The sequence below is a fragment of the Solibacillus sp. FSL K6-1554 genome, from assembly GCF_038005185.1.
GTDB lineage: Bacteria > Bacillota > Bacilli > Bacillales_A > Planococcaceae > Solibacillus > Solibacillus silvestris.
The window spans coordinates 3,480,149-3,496,880 of sequence record NZ_JBBOSS010000001.1 but is presented as its reverse complement, the minus strand read 5'-3'; the positions used below and the strand labels follow the sequence as shown (position 1 = coordinate 3,496,880).

Annotated in this window: 17 protein-coding genes; 14 read left to right on the top strand and 3 right to left on the bottom strand. The window is 40.2% G+C overall.

The annotated features are described in order from the left end of the window. Window positions 1–57 precede the first annotated feature (57 nt). Genes recX through MHB58_RS17465 form a run of 3 tightly spaced genes read left to right on the top strand, consistent with a single transcriptional unit; the run spans window position 58 to window position 1,460 of the window. Window positions 58–855, top strand: coding sequence for a recombination regulator RecX (gene recX / locus MHB58_RS17475; protein WP_445683161.1), 798 nt, complete (start codon window positions 58–60; stop codon window positions 853–855). Between the two features lie 4 nt (window positions 856–859). Then, window positions 860–1,189: a YfhH family protein gene (locus tag MHB58_RS17470; RefSeq protein ID WP_008405719.1), complete on the top strand. Its 330-nt coding sequence runs from the start codon at window positions 860–862 to the stop codon at window positions 1,187–1,189. A 1-nt stretch (window position 1,190) separates the two neighbouring features. Further along, window positions 1,191–1,460, top strand: a complete 270-nt coding sequence (locus MHB58_RS17465) for a YfhJ family protein (RefSeq protein WP_008405720.1) — start codon at window positions 1,191–1,193, stop codon at window positions 1,458–1,460. A gap of 89 nt (window positions 1,461–1,549) precedes the next feature. Here MHB58_RS17465 and MHB58_RS17460 read toward each other — a convergent pair whose 3' ends face one another. After that, entirely contained in the window at window positions 1,550–2,539 is a 990-nt protein-coding gene (locus MHB58_RS17460; RefSeq protein WP_014822712.1) for a metal-dependent hydrolase, read from the bottom strand. 114 nt (window positions 2,540–2,653) lie between these two features. Between MHB58_RS17460 and mutY the strand changes: the two genes are divergently transcribed. From mutY to nikC, 9 genes are all read left to right on the top strand, one after another. After that, the gene (gene mutY / locus MHB58_RS17455) at window positions 2,654–3,712 is read left to right on the top strand and encodes an A/G-specific adenine glycosylase (protein ID WP_014822713.1); all 1,059 of its coding nucleotides are present in this window, start codon (window positions 2,654–2,656) and stop codon (window positions 3,710–3,712) included. 46 nt (window positions 3,713–3,758) lie between these two features. After that, a complete protein-coding gene (locus MHB58_RS17450) occupies window positions 3,759–4,046 on the top strand; it encodes a hypothetical protein (protein ID WP_008405726.1) in 288 nt (95 codons plus the stop codon). 264 nt (window positions 4,047–4,310) lie between these two features. Then, window positions 4,311–4,859: a nucleoside tri-diphosphate phosphatase gene (ntdP, locus tag MHB58_RS17445; protein ID WP_014822714.1), complete on the top strand. Its 549-nt coding sequence runs from the start codon at window positions 4,311–4,313 to the stop codon at window positions 4,857–4,859. Window positions 4,860–5,009: 150 nt separating this feature from the next. Beyond that, on the top strand, window positions 5,010–6,734 hold the full coding sequence (locus MHB58_RS17440) for an ABC transporter ATP-binding protein (RefSeq protein ID WP_340735912.1): 1,725 nt from the start codon (window positions 5,010–5,012) through the stop codon (window positions 6,732–6,734). A gap of 151 nt (window positions 6,735–6,885) precedes the next feature. Further along, window positions 6,886–7,905: an ABC transporter ATP-binding protein gene (locus tag MHB58_RS17435; protein ID WP_008405730.1), complete on the top strand. Its 1,020-nt coding sequence runs from the start codon at window positions 6,886–6,888 to the stop codon at window positions 7,903–7,905. After that, entirely contained in the window at window positions 7,880–8,857 is a 978-nt protein-coding gene (locus MHB58_RS17430; RefSeq protein ID WP_014822717.1) for an ABC transporter ATP-binding protein, read from the top strand. The genes MHB58_RS17435 and MHB58_RS17430 overlap by 26 nt, the downstream gene beginning before the upstream one ends. Window positions 8,858–8,889: 32 nt before the next feature. Continuing rightward, window positions 8,890–10,533 (top strand): ABC transporter substrate-binding protein, encoded by a 1,644-nt coding sequence (locus tag MHB58_RS17425; RefSeq protein ID WP_340735724.1) that lies wholly within the window; start codon window positions 8,890–8,892, stop codon window positions 10,531–10,533. An 83-nt stretch (window positions 10,534–10,616) separates the two neighbouring features. Further along, window positions 10,617–11,621, top strand: coding sequence for an ABC transporter permease (locus tag MHB58_RS17420; RefSeq protein WP_340735723.1), 1,005 nt, complete (start codon window positions 10,617–10,619; stop codon window positions 11,619–11,621). A gap of 16 nt (window positions 11,622–11,637) precedes the next feature. Continuing rightward, entirely contained in the window at window positions 11,638–12,528 is an 891-nt protein-coding gene (gene nikC / locus MHB58_RS17415) for a nickel transporter permease (protein WP_008405738.1), read from the top strand. Between the two features lie 37 nt (window positions 12,529–12,565). Here the strand turns inward: nikC and MHB58_RS17410 are convergent, their stop codons facing one another. Continuing rightward, the gene (locus MHB58_RS17410; RefSeq protein ID WP_008405739.1) at window positions 12,566–13,660 is read right to left on the bottom strand and encodes an FUSC family protein; all 1,095 of its coding nucleotides are present in this window, start codon (window positions 13,658–13,660) and stop codon (window positions 12,566–12,568) included. 69 nt (window positions 13,661–13,729) lie between these two features. Then, complete coding sequence (locus tag MHB58_RS17405; RefSeq protein WP_340735722.1) at window positions 13,730–15,016, bottom strand: glutamate-1-semialdehyde 2,1-aminomutase; 1,287 nt, start codon at window positions 15,014–15,016, stop codon at window positions 13,730–13,732. A gap of 133 nt (window positions 15,017–15,149) precedes the next feature. Here MHB58_RS17405 and bcp point away from each other — a divergent pair, with 133 nt between their 5' ends. Together bcp and MHB58_RS17395 are read left to right on the top strand one after the other, a co-directional pair. Then, window positions 15,150–15,617 carry a thioredoxin-dependent thiol peroxidase gene (bcp, locus tag MHB58_RS17400; RefSeq protein ID WP_008405743.1) on the top strand — a complete coding sequence of 156 codons (468 nt, stop codon included), beginning with the start codon at window positions 15,150–15,152 and terminating at the stop codon, window positions 15,615–15,617. Window positions 15,618–15,641: 24 nt separating this feature from the next. Continuing rightward, window positions 15,642–16,589 carry a D-2-hydroxyacid dehydrogenase gene (locus tag MHB58_RS17395; RefSeq protein WP_340735721.1) on the top strand — a complete coding sequence of 316 codons (948 nt, stop codon included), beginning with the start codon at window positions 15,642–15,644 and terminating at the stop codon, window positions 16,587–16,589. Window positions 16,590–16,732 lie beyond the last annotated feature (143 nt).

Here is a 16,732-nt window from a genome sequence, read left to right as displayed (position 1 = left end):
AAGTAAAAAGATGTATACTAGAATGTACATTGTTATTGTGAGGTGTACACGGTGCAAGTGCAAATTATTACGAAAATTGGTCGACAAAAAAACAATCAAGAGCGCTACAATATTTATTTGAACGAACAGTATGCTTTTGCAGTTGATGAAGGGACACTTATTAAGTTCGGTCTGCAAAAAGGCAAAGTACTTGAGCAGATGGAAATAGATGAAATACAATATGAAGATGAAATTGCAAAAGCGTTTAACAAAGCGCTCAATTTTCTTAGCTTCCAAATGCGCAGTGAACATGAAGTGAAGTCCAAGCTCCTGAAAGCAGGGCATGGGGAAGCAGTTGTACAAGAAGCTATTCATAAATTAACGGGCTTAGGTTTTTTAAATGATGAAAGCTATTCCAAAGCACTGCTTGAAACGAGAAAGCGTACGACAAAAAAAGGACCGGCTGCAATTCGGCAAGACCTGATGCAAAAAGGGATTGATAAAAATCTGCAACAGAAAGTATTGGCGACATATGATCATGAGGAGCAATTAAAGCTTGCAATGGAACTGGCGGAAAAAGCTGTGCGTTCCAATACAAATAAAACTCCGACACAAGTGAAGCAGAAAATTCAGGATGTGCTGTTGCGTAAAGGGTATTCCTATGAGATTGTTAAAGAAATACTCGAGCAGATTACATTAGACCGTGACGAAGATGAATGGTCCGAATTAATAGAAGCTCAAGGTGATAAAATTTGGCGCAAATATGCAGCTAAATTAACAGGATCTGATCTTCGGCAAAAAGTAAAACAGGCGCTTTATCAAAAGGGCTTTCCGATAGAGAAAATTAATGAATATATTGAACAGAAGGAGCAATAACAAAATGAATGAATTAACATATAGTGCAATGTCTGAACCGGAATTACGTCAGGAAATTGCGAATTTACGTGAACGTGCGAGAAAAGCAGAGCAATTGGGGATTGTTAATGAATATGCAGTTTATGAGCGTAAAGCATTACTGGCAGAGGCATATTTAGTTGATCTTTCAACAATTATTCCAGGCGAAATCTATCGTCTAAATGGATCGCCGGGTGAATTTTTCCAAGTAGATTATTTAAAAGGTCGCTTTGCATGGGGACACCGATTAGGTTCGGAACGTTTTGAAGAAGCATTACCTGTTTCTATTTTACGTCCGATGAAGGAAGGGAAGTAGCATGGAAGAGTTATACCAAAGACTAACAGAACAATTACTAGCGAAAAACCCTAAATTACCGGCAGGTCGTGCCCGAACGTGGGTGGAATTATTATGCAGCGATTTCGAGTCTACATCTGCCAAGGCTGGGGCGGATTACCGCGGTGCCGAATATACAGCTAAATTAGTGAGTCAGTTAATTGAAAGCTATGGGGATAAGCTTCATTTATTTGCGGCCCAAAATCCGAAATATGCGCATTTATTAAATGACAGTGATGATACGTTAAATTAAAACCAGTCAGCTTTAGTGTAATTGTTTTATTTACAGCTGATTCCAATATAAAACCACCAGTTGTGGCTGGTGGTTTTACGTCATTTTATTTAGTCATTGCCGGCCCCTATTTGCAGTCGTTTCTGCAATTTTTCTTCTGTAAAAATCCAGCCGGTATAAGAATTGACAATGTTAAGCTCTTCATCTAAATGGGCGACTGCAACGAATGGATAGCGATCATTACTTCGGTAGCGTAAATCGATTAAACGCAGTTCTGTCACGCCGCTTTCAAGCTCTGAAATTTCCCACCGGTAAAGTGGTGAAAACGATAAAAAGGCATCTAAATTTGGATCTTTTAACGCTTTTTCAACGAGTTCTGTTTTTGGGATAGGTTCAATCTCGAACTTATCGTAAATATTGACAGATCTGCGATAGGCACGGCCAACATAGAAATGCGTTTTCGATTTAGCGGCAACTTTCCAATGGAAAAAGCGCATTGTCGGAGCGACAATTACAAACTCTTCGTCCTGCAATTCATGATGGACAGCAGTTTTAACCGCCTTTTGAAGAGCAAAACGTAAAATATAATAGAAGAAAATAACGATATACATGACCGTAAATGTGAGGACGGGTTCTGTCCCTAATAACCAAAGTAAAATACCAATACAGTGCATCGTAAATATTAATGGATCGAATGTATTAATAACACCGAGTGCAACCCACTTTTTTGAAAAAGGGCGCAATGCCTGTGTGCCATATGCATTAAAAATATCTACAAAAACATGTAAAAATACGGCGATTTGAGTCCATAGCCAAACATTGAACAGATGGACATCAGGTAAAATAAGGGCGAGAACACCTGTTATTAATAGAGGCCATAGTAAAACGGCTGGTATTGAATGTGTAATCCCTCGGTGATGGCGTATATAAACCGCATTATTACGAAGTTTTAAAACCGTATCAATATCCGGTGCCTGTTGTCCGATAATCGTTCCTGCCATTACAGCCGTAAAGGTCATAGAATGACTTGCGACAGTCGGGTCTACAAGTGCTAGGCCTCCAATAGCAATCCCCATGACGAAATGTGTGCCAGAATCCAAATGTATCAACCCCTCGATCTTAAAACCGTTCGAGAACGGAAAAATTTAGCAATCGTATCCACATTATAATATACCCTTTTTTAAGGAAATAAAATCGAATTTTTGGAGGACAATGTGAACTATCAATATACAAAACAGTTTCGCCAAGCATTAGTGCAATGGTTTTTGGAAGAGCAACGAGATTTGCCTTGGCGTCGTACGAAAGAACCCTATCAAATTTGGGTGTCTGAAGTCATGCTGCAGCAAACAAGAGTTGATACAGTCATCCCATATTACAACCGTTTTATCGAAAAATACCCGACAGCGGAAAGCTTAGCCTATTCACCGGAAGAAGAGCTGCTTAAAATGTGGGAAGGTCTAGGATATTATTCCCGTGTACGTAATTTACAAGCAGGTGTCCGAGAAGTAGTCGAGGTGTACGGCGGAAAAGTACCGGATAACCGCGTTGATATTTCAAAGCTAAAAGGTGTTGGACCTTATACTGCAGGTGCAATATTAAGTATTGCTTACGGGAAGCCGGAGCATGCTGTAGATGGAAATGTCATGCGTGTTTTGAGTCGCGTATTAAATATTGATGCCGATATCGCTTTGCCAAAAACAAAGAAAATTTTTGAACAAGCGGTAACAGAGCTGATTGATCATGAAAATGCATCTTCATTTAATCAAGGACTGATGGAGCTAGGTGCGTTAATTTGTACACCAACTTCACCAAAATGCCTATTATGCCCAGTGCGTGATTACTGCACGGCATTCCATGAAGGTGATCCATCCAGCTTACCGGTTAAATCCAAAAAGCTAAAAACAAAAAATATCGAATATGATGTTTATATTATCCGTGATCAGCAAGGACGTTTTTTAATGGAAAAACGACCGCAAGCAGGTCTGCTCGCGAATATGTGGCAGTTTATTATGATTGAACGCCAGGCAGATGAAAATAGTTTAACCAAAGTGGAAAAACAATATAACGTTACTTTGGAGCACAATTCTAAGGAAACAATTTTAAGTTTCAGCCATGTTTTTTCTCACTTGAAATGGCATATTGACAGCTATTTGGTCGATGCAGTTGAAACGAATGCAAATCCGGAAAATACAGCATACTTTACAAAAGAGCAAATTGCCAATTTACCAATGCCTGTGCCGATGTTAAAAATATGGGGGAAAATAAATGCATAATTAATTTGCCACCAGACCACAATAATGGTCATGGAGGTGACAAAAAATGAGTCGCAATGAACAAAACCGCAACAAACAACAAAACCAAAACCAACGTAACAACCAACAAAACAACCGTGAAGAGTTTGGTCAAGACCTAAACTTCAACGATTTCAACCAGCAAAACCAAAATCAAAACCAGAATAACCGTCAAAACAATAACCGACAAAACAACCTTGAAGAATTCGGCCAAGACGAAAATTTCAACGAGGTTCAACAACAAAACCAAAAACAACAACGTGAACAAGAGCAGCGTAACGCACAATTCGCGAAACGTAACAATAACAACTTCTAATGAAGTGTAGAAAGATGTTCTGAAAGTGCAAACTTTCAGAGCATCTTTTTTTGTTTTAAAATGAAAGAGCGGGGAAGTTATAAAAGAAGTGTCACATACTACTAATTAATTTTTTGTTTAAAACGTGCAACATTAAGGCATCGTAATAATTTTCACGCAAAATTGAAAATAATTGTATTCGAACTACAAGTTTTGCCCAAGCATTGTTATAATACAATAAAGACTGCTAGAATTTTTAGCTGAGACGAAAAGGTGGGCTTTATGATGGCATTACCGGTTGAAGGAGAAAAAATCCAAATACATAGTTATAAGCACAATGGTAATATCCACCGTGTCTGGCAAGAAACGATGGTATTAAAAGCAACGAAAAATATTATTATCGGTGCGAATGAAAAAACACTTGTTACGGAATCAGATGGTCGCACTTGGCTGACACGTGAGCCCTCGATTTGTTACTTTCATGCAGAGCATTGGTTCAATATTATTTGTATGCTGCGGGACGACGGCGTGTACTACTATTGCAACATCAGTTCACCGTTTGTGTTTGATAACAATTGCTTAAAATATATTGACTATGATTTGGACGTAAAGGTGTTTCCTGATATGAGTCATGCATTACTGGATGAAGATGAATATGAGCAGCACAGGTTGGAAATGAACTATCCCGAAGTCATAGATAAAATTTTACAGCGTAATGTTAAAACATTGGTAAGCTGGATTGAACAACGCCGTGGACCATTCGCTCAGGATTTCATAGAGTCTTGGACGAATCGTTATATCTTATTGAGTGAAATTCAGGCAAATAAAGAGTAGTGGGACACAAGCAGCTTTTTAGGTTGCTTGTGTTTTTCTTTTGGGTAAAGTACATGTGTAAATGTTAAATGGGGAATTATGATATGATAATTGCTGTTGCAAAATTTCTGAGGGGAAGTGTTTTTTGCATTGGATAGTATTAAACGTTATATGCGGTTCGTCAAGCCGTATAAAATGCTTTTATTTTTAACAATCGTAATCGGCATACTAAAATTTGCGATTCCGTTATTTTTACCGTGGCTCCTGCAAATAATTATCGATGATATATTGTTGAAAGATGGCATGACTACAGAGGAGAAGACAAAGCAATTATTTACATGGATCGGAATTGCGCTCGTACTGTTTTTTGTTATTCGTCCACCAATCGAATATTACCGCCAATACTTTGCACAAAACTTGAGTAACAATATTTTATTTGATATACGTAAAGAATTGTATGGGCACTTGCAAAAATTAAGCTTAAAGTATTATGCGAATACCCGAGCTGGAGAGGTAATTTCGCGTGTCATCAATGATGTTGAGCAGACGAAGAACTTTGTTATGACAGGATTGATGAACTTATGGCTAGATTTAGCGACGATATTAATCGTGATTGCCGTCATGTTTGCGATGGATGCGAAGCTGACGCTTGTTTCGCTTATTGCTCTGCCATTTTACGCATTTAGTGTAAAGTATTTCTTCGGGCGACTACGAAGTTTAACGAAGGAACGGTCACAGGCTCTGGCTGGTGTTCAAAGTTATCTACATGAGCGTGTTGCCGGTATGAGCATTATTAAAAGTTTTACATTGGAAAAGCATGAGCAGAAAATTTTCGATGAAACGAATGGAGAATTTCTTAATAAAGCATTGGACCATTCACGCTGGAACGCCAAATCTTTTGCTGTAGTTAATACTATTACGGATATGGCGCCGCTGATCGTAATTGGCTATGCAGGTTATCAGTATTTAAATGATGCGCTTTCGATAGGTGTACTCGTTGCGTTTTATGCTTATATTGAACGCTTATATGGACCGCTTCGCCGATTGGTAAGCTCATCGACAACATTGACTCAGTCAATTGCGTCAATGGACCGCATGTTTGAACTGATGGACGAGAAATATGAAGTTCAAAACAAGCCTGACGCAATGGTGTTACCCGCAGCAAAAGGGAAACTTCAATTTGACCGAGTTACATTTAAGTATGATAAAGATGGAAACACAATTTTAAATGAAGTTGATTTCACGATTGAACCTGGACAAACTGTCGCCTTTGTAGGTATGAGCGGCGGGGGGAAATCGACAATCGTCAGCTTAATTCCGCGCTTCTATGATGTGACGGAGGGAGCGGTGAAAATTGATGATCTAAACGTTAAAGATGTTACGATTGAATCATTACGCTCGCAAATCGGGATAGTATTACAGGATAATATTTTGTTTAGCGATTCAGTGAAGCAGAATATTTTAATGGGGAATCCGCATGCGACGGATGAGGAAATAGTTGCTGCTGCCAAAGCGGCGAATGCCCATGACTTTATTATGGGTTTACCGGAAGGCTATGACACGAAAGTGGGAGAACGTGGTGTTAAACTTTCAGGCGGGCAGAAGCAGCGTGTGGCAATCGCACGAGTATTTCTTAAAAATCCCCCAATTCTTGTATTGGATGAGGCGACTTCTGCACTTGACCTGGAAAGTGAAGCACTTATCCAAGACTCGCTTGACCGTTTAGCACATGAGCGGACGACGATCATTATTGCTCACCGACTGTCCACAATTACCCATGCCGACAACATTTTCGTTATCGATCACGGAGAAGTTGTAGAATCAGGGACTCATCAACGACTAATGGAGCAACAAGGAGCATATTATAACTTATTCCAAGTACAAAAATTAGATTAAATTTGAGTGACTATGTTGAAAAAAATCAGCATGGTCACTTTTTTTATGTATATTTTAAAATACATTTTTTTACGATAATGTTGTAAATTAGTAGATGTTATAATATCATATTTTCAAATACTTTTAATCTTCAGAAAACTGAGGTGTTTAAATGAGTCGAAAAGCTGTGCTTGAAGTGAGAGAGTTAGAAACGACATTTTTTTCAGACAGTGGAAAGGTTGCAGCTGTCGATCGGATAAGCTTTTCAATTCATGAAGGGGAAATTCTCGCTATCGTAGGGGAATCTGGCTGTGGTAAAAGTGTTACTTCCCTCTCTATTATGGGGCTGGTACCGAGTCCTCCCGGAAAAATAACAAATGGAGAAATTTTATTGAAAGGGCAAGACATTTCGAAGCTTTCAGATAAGCAAATGCGCAAAATTCGAGGCAATGAAATCGCGATGATCTTCCAGGAACCGATGACTTCGCTAAATCCTTTGTTTACAATCGGGAATCAATTGATCGAAGCAATCCGAATCCACCATCCAAAATGGTCGAAAAAAGAAGCAAGTGCACGAGCGGTGGAAATCATGAAGTTGGTCGGCTTGCCGCGCGCAGAACAGTTGCTTAAAGATTATCCTCATCAACTATCAGGAGGAATGCGGCAACGTGTAATGATTGCAATGGCCCTTGTATGTAATCCAAAAGTGCTTATCGCCGATGAACCGACAACAGCCCTCGATGTTACAATCCAAGCCCAAATATTAAAGTTAATGCGGGATTTAAATGAAAGGCTGAACACTGCTGTTTTACTCATTACACATGATTTAGGTGTTGTTGCGGAAACCTGTGAGCGCGTCATTGTCATGTACGCTGGACAAATCGTTGAAGAAGCGCCGGTCAATGAAATATTTAAAAACCCGCAGCATCCTTATACGAAAGGACTCATCCAGTCTGTACCCGATATGCGTTATAAAAAGGATACGCTTTATTCAATTCCTGGGAATGTTCCGAAACCGGGTTCCATTTTGGAAGGCTGCCGTTTTGCAGCACGATGTGAATACGCATTTGACCGTTGTTTAACAAATAACCCTCCGCTATATGAATCATCCGGTACACATAAAGCAAGATGTTTCTTATTGGATATGGAAGAAGGGGGAGTTACACATGTCGAAAGTGCTGCTGAAAGTTGACAACTTAAAAAAATATTTCCCAATTCGACATGGGATTTTTTCACGCCATGTCGGTGATGTAAAGGCGGTCGATGATATATCGTTTGAGCTTTATGAAGGAGAAACATTAGGCATTGTCGGAGAATCCGGCTGCGGGAAATCTACTACTGGCCGGGCGATTATGCGATTGCATGAACCTACAGATGGCCAGGTGACATTTGATGGCGTTGAGCTCACTGAGTTAACCAGCGAGCAAATGCGAAAAGTTCGACGAGAGATTCAAATGGTATTTCAGGACCCGTATGCCTCATTAAATCCAAGACATACAGTTGAAAAAATTCTAGAGGAACCGTTAATTGTCCACGGAATTGGGAATGCGAAGGAACGAAAAAAGAAAGTCCATGAATACTTGGAAATCGTCGGTTTAAGCTCCTATCATGCGAAGCGTTATCCTCACCAGTTTAGCGGCGGACAAAGACAGCGAATCGGTATCGCTAGAGCCTTAATGACTAATCCGAAACTGATTATTGCAGATGAACCGGTATCTGCACTGGACGTATCCATTCAGGCACAAGTTTTAAATTTAATGCAGCGATTGCAGGAAGATTTGAAACTGACATATATATTTATTGCACATGATTTAGGGGTTGTGCGACATATTAGTGACCGGGTAGGCGTGATGTACTTAGGGAGGCTTGTCGAAATTGCGGAAAGCGAATCGTTATATCATGAGCCATTACATCCTTATACACAGGCACTATTATCGGCTGTACCAATTCCGGATCCGCAGTTTGAACGGGAACAGCTATTGCTGAAAGGTGATATACCGAGCCCGTCAAATCCGCCGACAGGATGCACATTCCATACACGCTGTCCTTTTGCGATGGATAAGTGCAAACAAGAAATTCCGATGCTCCAGCAAGTTAAACCAGGTCATTCTGTTGCGTGTCATTTATATGAAACGCCGCAATGATAATAGATTAAAAAGTCTAGGGGGTTTTTTTATTGAGGAAAGGTAAATTGTATTTAGTAAGTCTAATGATGCTATTAATAATGTCATTATTTTTAGCTGCTTGTGGTGCTGACGATGCAGAAACGTCATCATCAGAAACAAATAACGATTCAAGTACAAATACAGACAGCAATACGACAGACAATTCAAGTTCTTCAACACCTCAAGTATTAGTATTTGGTCGTGGAGCAGATTCTGTTTCACTTGATCCAGGTATCGTAACAGATGGCGAATCGTTTAAAGTTACACAAAACGTATTTGAAACATTACTAAACTTTGGGGAGCAAGATACAACAATCAACCCTGGACTGGCAAAAGAATGGGAAGTAAGTGAAGATGGTTTAACTTACACATTCCAGCTTCAAGAAGGCGTCAAATTCCATGACGGCACAGACTTCAATGCAGACGCGGTTATTAAAAATATCAATCGCTGGAAAGGTGGAAAAGAGGAAGATTACTACTATTTCAACTCTATGTTTAAAGCAGAGGGCGAAGATATTATTAAAGATGTAACGGCAGAAGGGGATCATACAGTTGTATTCACACTTTCTCGTCCGCAGGCACCATTCCTTAAAAACTTGGCGATGAGCCCGTTCGGAATTGGTTCACCCACTGCATTTGAAGCAGCAGGCGATAAATTCGGCGACAATCCTGTAGGTACAGGTCCATTTAAATTTACAGACTGGAAACGTAATGACTCAATCACGATTGAGAAGTTTGAAGATTACTGGCAAGAAGGTTTACCGAAATTAGATAAAGTTATCTTCCGTTCTATTCCGGATAACTCTGCTCGTTTAAATGAATTAATGGCAGGCAATATCGATTTAGCTGATGGTATTAACCCTTCAGACGGTAAAACAGTGGAAGGTGATTCTACTTTACAACTGATTGAACGTCCATCAATGAACATTGGTTATTTAGGTTTGACGAATACACGCGCACCGTTTGATAACAAACTGGTACGTCAAGCAGTTAACTATGCAATCGATAAACAGGCGATTGTTGATGCGTTCTTTGAAGGACGTGCAGAAGTGGCGGCAAACCCGATGCCATCTTCAATTAGCGGCTACAATGATGCAATTTCTCCATATCCGTATGATCCGGAAAAAGCGAAATCTTTATTAGCTGAAGCTGGCTATGACGGAAAAGAAATTGAGTTATGGGCAATGCCGGTTCCTCGTCCATATATGCCGGACGGAGCGAAAGTGGCGGAAGTTATCCAGAAGAACTTAGAAGATGTTGGAATCCCATCGAAAATCGTTACTTTTGAATGGGCAACATATTTAGAAAAAGCGAAAAACGGTGAAGCAGATGCATTCATGCTTGGCTGGACTGGTGACAATGGAGATGCTGACAACTTCATTTACACATTATTAGACAAAGATAATATCGGTTCAAACAACTATGCGTTCTATTCTAATGAAGAAGTGCATGAGCTATTAATTCAGGCACAGTCGGAAACAGATGAAAATGTGCGTAATGAGTTATACAAAAAAGCACAGGAAATCATTCATGATGATGCTCCATGGGTTCCGCTTGCTCACTCTACACCGTTATTAGCAGCAAAAGCAGGTGTAAAGGACTTCAAGCCTCATCCAACAGGTTCTGATAAATTGGATAAAGTTTCAATGGAGTAATAGAGAATTCTTTGAAAGGGGAGGAATATTCCTCTCCTTTTTTCAACTAGTAGAACCATACATTCATAAAAGGGGTGAAGAGCATGCTTCACTACATTGGCAAACGTCTACTGCATTTAATTCCTGTATTACTTGGAATGACTTTTTTAGTATTTCTTATTATCCGTGCCATTCCCGGGGATCCAGCACAAGTCATTTTAGGACAGCAAGCTACTGCTGATGCAATCGCGGCACTTCGCCTGAAACTTGGCCTTGATAATCCGTGGTATATTCAATATTTCGATTATTTGAAAGGGATTGTAACGGGAGATTTGGGAGAGTCATTAAGAACGAGGCAGCCGATCTCTTCTGAAATGTGGCCTTATTTAGCTGCTACATTTGAACTGGCATTTTTCGCGATGATTATCGCAATTATCGTTGGAGTAAATGCAGGGATTATTTCATCATGGTTTCAAAATTCATGGTTTGATTACTTAGCGATGGTGATTGCTTTAATCGGTGTTTCGATGCCGATTTTCTGGTTAGGTTTAATGGAGCAATGGGCATTCGGTATTCAGCTGGGCTGGTTACCGACATCGGGACGGGAAGAAGTGCGGGATCCTGTTATGGCCATTACCCACTTCTACTTGATTGATACATTATGGCAAGGCCGGTTTGATCAATTTATTGTTGTGTTAAAGCACTTATTATTACCTGGCATTGCACTTGCAACAATTCCGACGGCGATTATTGCACGAATGACAAGAGCCTCAATGTTGGAAGTAATGCGTTCTGATTATGTTCGTACAGCGCGGGCAAAAGGTCAAAAAATGTTTGTCGTTGTTTATAAGCATGCATTGAAAAATGCGTTGATTCCTGTATTGACAGTAGTCGGCTTACAAACGGGCATGCTGTTAGGCGGTGCCATCTTAACGGAAACGATTTTCAGTTGGCCGGGAATTGGCCGCTATATATACGAAGCGATAGGATTCCGTGATTATCCTGTCATCCAGTCAGGTATTTTAATTGTTGCCTTTTTATTCGTAATGATTAACCTGATTGTTGACCTTTTATATACGGTGATTGATTCGCGCATTAAATACAACTAGAGAGGAGGCGCATAGCATGGCTGAAATTATACAAAATCGAGTTCAGCGAATTAAAGAAGAACGAGTAAAAGGACCATGGCAAGAGGCGTGGACGAATTTCAAGAAAAGTAAGTCTGCGCTGTTCGGCAGTGCAATTGTGTTATTTTTTGTGCTTCTGGCAATATTCGGCCCTTTGTTTGCACCACAAGGTATAAATGAGCAAAATTTAAGTATGCGTCTGCAGCCTCCATCTGCTGATTTCTGGTTTGGAACAGATGATTTAGGCCGTGATATATTTTCGCGAATTTTACATGGGGCCCGTATTTCGTTAACAGTTGGTTTATCGGCTGTGTTAATCTCTGCAGTTGCCGGCAGTTTTTTAGGGATTATTGCAGGCTATTATGGTCGTTGGGTTGATACGATTATTTCACGAATCTTTGATATTATGCTTGCGTTTCCAAGTATTTTATTGGCGATCGCAATTGTATCGATTTTAGGCCCATCATTGCAAAATGCATTAATTGCGATTGCGGTTATTAATATACCGAACTTTGGCCGACTGATCCGGTCGCGGGTGCTTAGTATAAAAGAAGAAGAGTATATTCATGCCGCAAAAGCTATCGGTATGAAAAACTCCCGGATATTATGGAAGCATATTTTGCCGAACTCGATGACTCCCGTAATTGTTCAGGGAACATTGGCGATTGCGACAGCGATTATCGAAGCGGCAGCACTCGGGTTTTTAGGACTTGGTGCAGAAGCTCCTCAGCCGGAGTGGGGGAAAATGCTTGCAGATGCGCGGATGTTTTTAATGAACGCACCATGGGCGATGATTTTCCCGGGACTGGCGATTATGCTCACAGTAATCGGCTTTAACCTTATGGGTGACGGATTGCGGGATGCACTTGATCCGAAGATGAAAAGTTAAAAAGAAGGTGTGCGAAAAATGCACACCTTCTTTTTATTTAGTAGAACTCTGATTCCAAGTCGAGGTTTTTTTCTTCACTATGGAAGCTGCGATAAGAAACTATCAACGTATCAAGATGCTCCAGGTTTTCCTCGTAATCTAATATCCGCGATAAAATATAAAGCAGATGGTAGCTTGAAAACTGCTCATCTTCTGCCGCCTCTTCCTGAGCAAGGGCGATCTGTTTGATAAACTGCTCCATTAGCTCACTGCCTTGCAAATATTCCTCGTGACGTGTCCATTTTGAATGTTCTGGCCTCAGCTTCCCGGTATACTTCAATAACAGTTGTTCGTGGTAGGTTAGCAAGAAGTCTAAACGTTCTTGAATAATTACTTGGAATTTACTTGGTAACTTCCCGAGCTCATTTTCATGTTTATGCAGACGAACGAGCAACTCATAGCTTTTTTTCGAAGTTAATAACATTTGGCGGTAAATAACCAGTTTTCGGGCTTTCACATACTTCCGGTTTTTGAAATAGCTGCGTTCTTCTTTGAAAAAACCATACATTGTATCAATTTCATTTAGTCGGGACTGCAATTTACTTACAGCCATTTTTGTTGAAGTATGTTCACTAGCCTGGCGAACGGCTAAACGTGTCCAGCGAATGATATCATCCTGGACAGAGTTAATCATTTTAAATAATTTTATTTCGTATTTAGGCGGTACAAATAACATATTGACAACGAAAGCAGCAAAAACACCCAGCATGACAGTACTAAATCGGATTAAACCAAACATTAGAAAATCATCGCCCGGTACTTCCATAATGGCAATCATCGTTACGAGTGCCAGTGAAACGGATTTTTCGAGCTTTAGCTTCATCATAATGCCAAGGACAACAATAGCGGCAATACCGACAGCCACGATATGATGTCCGAAAATGAGACCGAATAGGACAGCAATGGTAGCGCCGATTATATTACCCTGTATTTGCTCTAAAATTGTAAGATAAGAGCGGTAAATAGAAGGCTGGATTGCGAATACAGCAGCAATTGCAGCAAACACAGGTGAGGGTACATTTAGTATTTGAGCTAAAAATAAGGCGAAAACAATTGCAACACCCGTTTTTAAAACGCGTGCACCTAGTTTCATGTTCTTTTCCTCCTTTCTGAGGGAGTCAATGAAGAGAAGCCGCTATAAAATATATAGCGGCAGTTTTTATTAAAGTTGAGAAAATGCGTAATCTACTGCTTTTAATGTTTCTTCTACATCTGCTTCTGTATGTTCTGTCGTTAAGAACCATGCTTCATATTTTGAAGGGGCTAAGTTGATGCCTTGAGATAACATTAATTTAAAGAAGCGACCGAACTTTTCCCCGTCCGTATTTTCCGCTTGCTCATAGTTTTCCACGTTTACATCAGTAAAGTAAATAGCGAACGCGCCTTTTAAACGGTTTAATGTAATCGTAACATTATGTTTTTTGGCAGCAGCTAAAATACCTTCTTCTAGAAGAGCACCTAAGCGATCCATTTCTTCATAAATCCCCGGTTGCTGTAACACTTCAAGACATGCAATCCCTGCTTGCATACTTGCAGGATTTCCAGCCATTGTACCTGCTTGGTATGCAGGACCTAGTGGAGCGACTGTTTCCATTACTTCTTTACGACCACCATATGCACCGATTGGCAGACCACCGCCGATTACTTTCCCCATTGCGACTAAGTCCGGAGTTAAGCCGAGCATTGTATGTGCTGCCCCGTAGTGGAAACGGAAAGCTGTGATAACTTCATCGTGGATTGTTAAGGCACCATACTCTTTTGCCAATGCATGTACATGTTCCAAAAATCCTTTATGCGGTTCAACAATTCCAAAGTTACCAACGATTGGCTCGATTAAAATCCCTGCAACATCATTACCCCATTTTTCCATTGCTAATGTGAATTGTTCCTTATTGTTAAAAGGAACTGTAATTACTTCCGTAGCGACAGCATGAGGAACACCGGCAGAGTCAGGCGAACCTAATGTTGCTGGACCTGATCCCGCAGCAACAAGTACTTGGTCGAAGTGACCGTGATAGCAGCCGGCAAATTTAATGATCTTTGTACGGCCTGTAAATGCGCGTGCTACACGGACACATGTCATCACGGCTTCTGTACCGGAGTTGTTAAAACGTACTTTATCCAATGTAGGAATTGCTTCTTTTAACATTTTTGCGAATTTGATTTCATGCTCTGTCGGTGTACCGAATAATACACCTGTTTCTGCGGCATGGGCGATAGCTTTTGCGATATGCGGATGACCATGCCCTGTAACGATCGGTCCATAGGCTGCTAAATAATCGATGTAACGATTACCGTCCACATCCCAAAAGTATGCTCCTTTACCGCGGACCATGACAACAGGTGCGCCGCCGCCCACTGCTTTATAAGAACGGGATGGACTATTAACCCCGCCAACGATATGTTCGAGTGCTTCTGCATGAAGCTGTTCAGATTTAGTATGATTCATAATTTATTCCTCCAAAATAGGTTACATGAAATGATTTCATATCTATTGTAGTATGTAATGAAAGGGAACGCCAAAGAAATTGAAGCAACGGGCATTGTTTTGTATCATAGAAGAAAATTTGGAGGGAAAATACATGACATTAGAAAAAGTACAAGCACCAGCATTTACATTGCAAAACGAGGAGGGGAAATTGATTTCGCTGGAAGACTATAAAGGCAAAAATGTTATTCTCTATTTTTACCCGAAAGATTTAACACCGGGCTGTACAACACAGGCTTGCGACTTCCGCGACAAATATGAGGACTTTTCAGATTTGAATGCTGTAATTTTAGGTGTGAGTTTGGATGATGCAGCGAAACATACCAAGTTTATTGAAAAGCACGGATTACCGTTTTCGTTATTAGTGGATGAGAACCATGAAGTTGCGGAGAAATATGGTGTATGGACATTGAAGAAAAACTTCGGAAAAGAATATATGGGCATTGAGCGTACAACGTTTTTAATTAATGAAGAGGGTATTGTTGAAAAAGAGTGGCGAAAAGTACGGGTGAAAAACCATATTGAAGATGTGTTAAACTATTTAAAAAATGGCACAAAATAATATGTGCACAAAGGGGGATCACTGATGGTAACGATTTATTTTACATTTGAACCACGCGAGGATCTGAAACAGCCGCTTCTGGCGGAGTTTCCTCAAGCAGATTTTTTATTTGATACGAAACTGGATGTGGGGAAACTTGCTCAATCAGAAATTTTAGTAACCTATGGGGAAGACTTAAAGAAAGAGCATTTGCAGCATGCAGACAAATTGGAATGGATTTTTGTAGCATCTGCTGGAATCGAAAAGATGCCGGCAGAAGCAATCGCGAAACGTAATATACTCGTTTCGAATGTGCGCGGGATACATAAGAAGCCGATGACTGAGTCAATTTTAGCTCATATTTTATCCTTGAAACGTGTATTGCCGTTTATTTACGAGCAACAGCAGAAGAAAGAATGGAATAAAAAGGCGCGTCCGACAGAGTTAAATGGAAGTACAGCCTTAATTATCGGTCCGGGTGCAATCGGTGGAGAAGTAGGACGGATTCTGCAGGCATTTGATGTTCATACAATTGGCTGTAACCGCTCAGGCAAAGAAGCACCGTATATGAATGAGACGTATAAGCTGGATGATTTAAAAGAGCAGCTACCAAAAGCGGATATTATTCTTTCAATGCTGCCATCTACAAAGGAAACGAAGCATATGCTGACTCGAGAGCATTTTGAACTGATGAAGAGTTCTGCTATCTTTATGAATTTCGGGCGGGGAGACTTAGTAGAAACAGATACACTTGTCGGTGTTTTGCAAGACAAGTTAATTGGGCATGCTGTATTGGACGTATATGAAATTGAGCCATTACCGGCAGATAGCCTGCTATGGGACTTGAACAATGTAACACTTTCACCACATTTTTCTAGTCATTCATCGCGTTACTTAGAGCGCAGTCTCGATATTTTTAAACCAAGCCTGAAAAAATGGTTGAACGGGGAACGTGATCTAGAAAATAAGATGGATATTCTAAGAGGGTACTAATTGAGAATACTATATGAAAGAATAAGCCTTTAATCGCTTTCATTTTCAATTAGCCTTTCTATCAAATACTTTTATTTCGATTGGAATAAGCAATTGTTGACAATGTATGGACAAATTCGCTACACTAATTATAACAATTACAA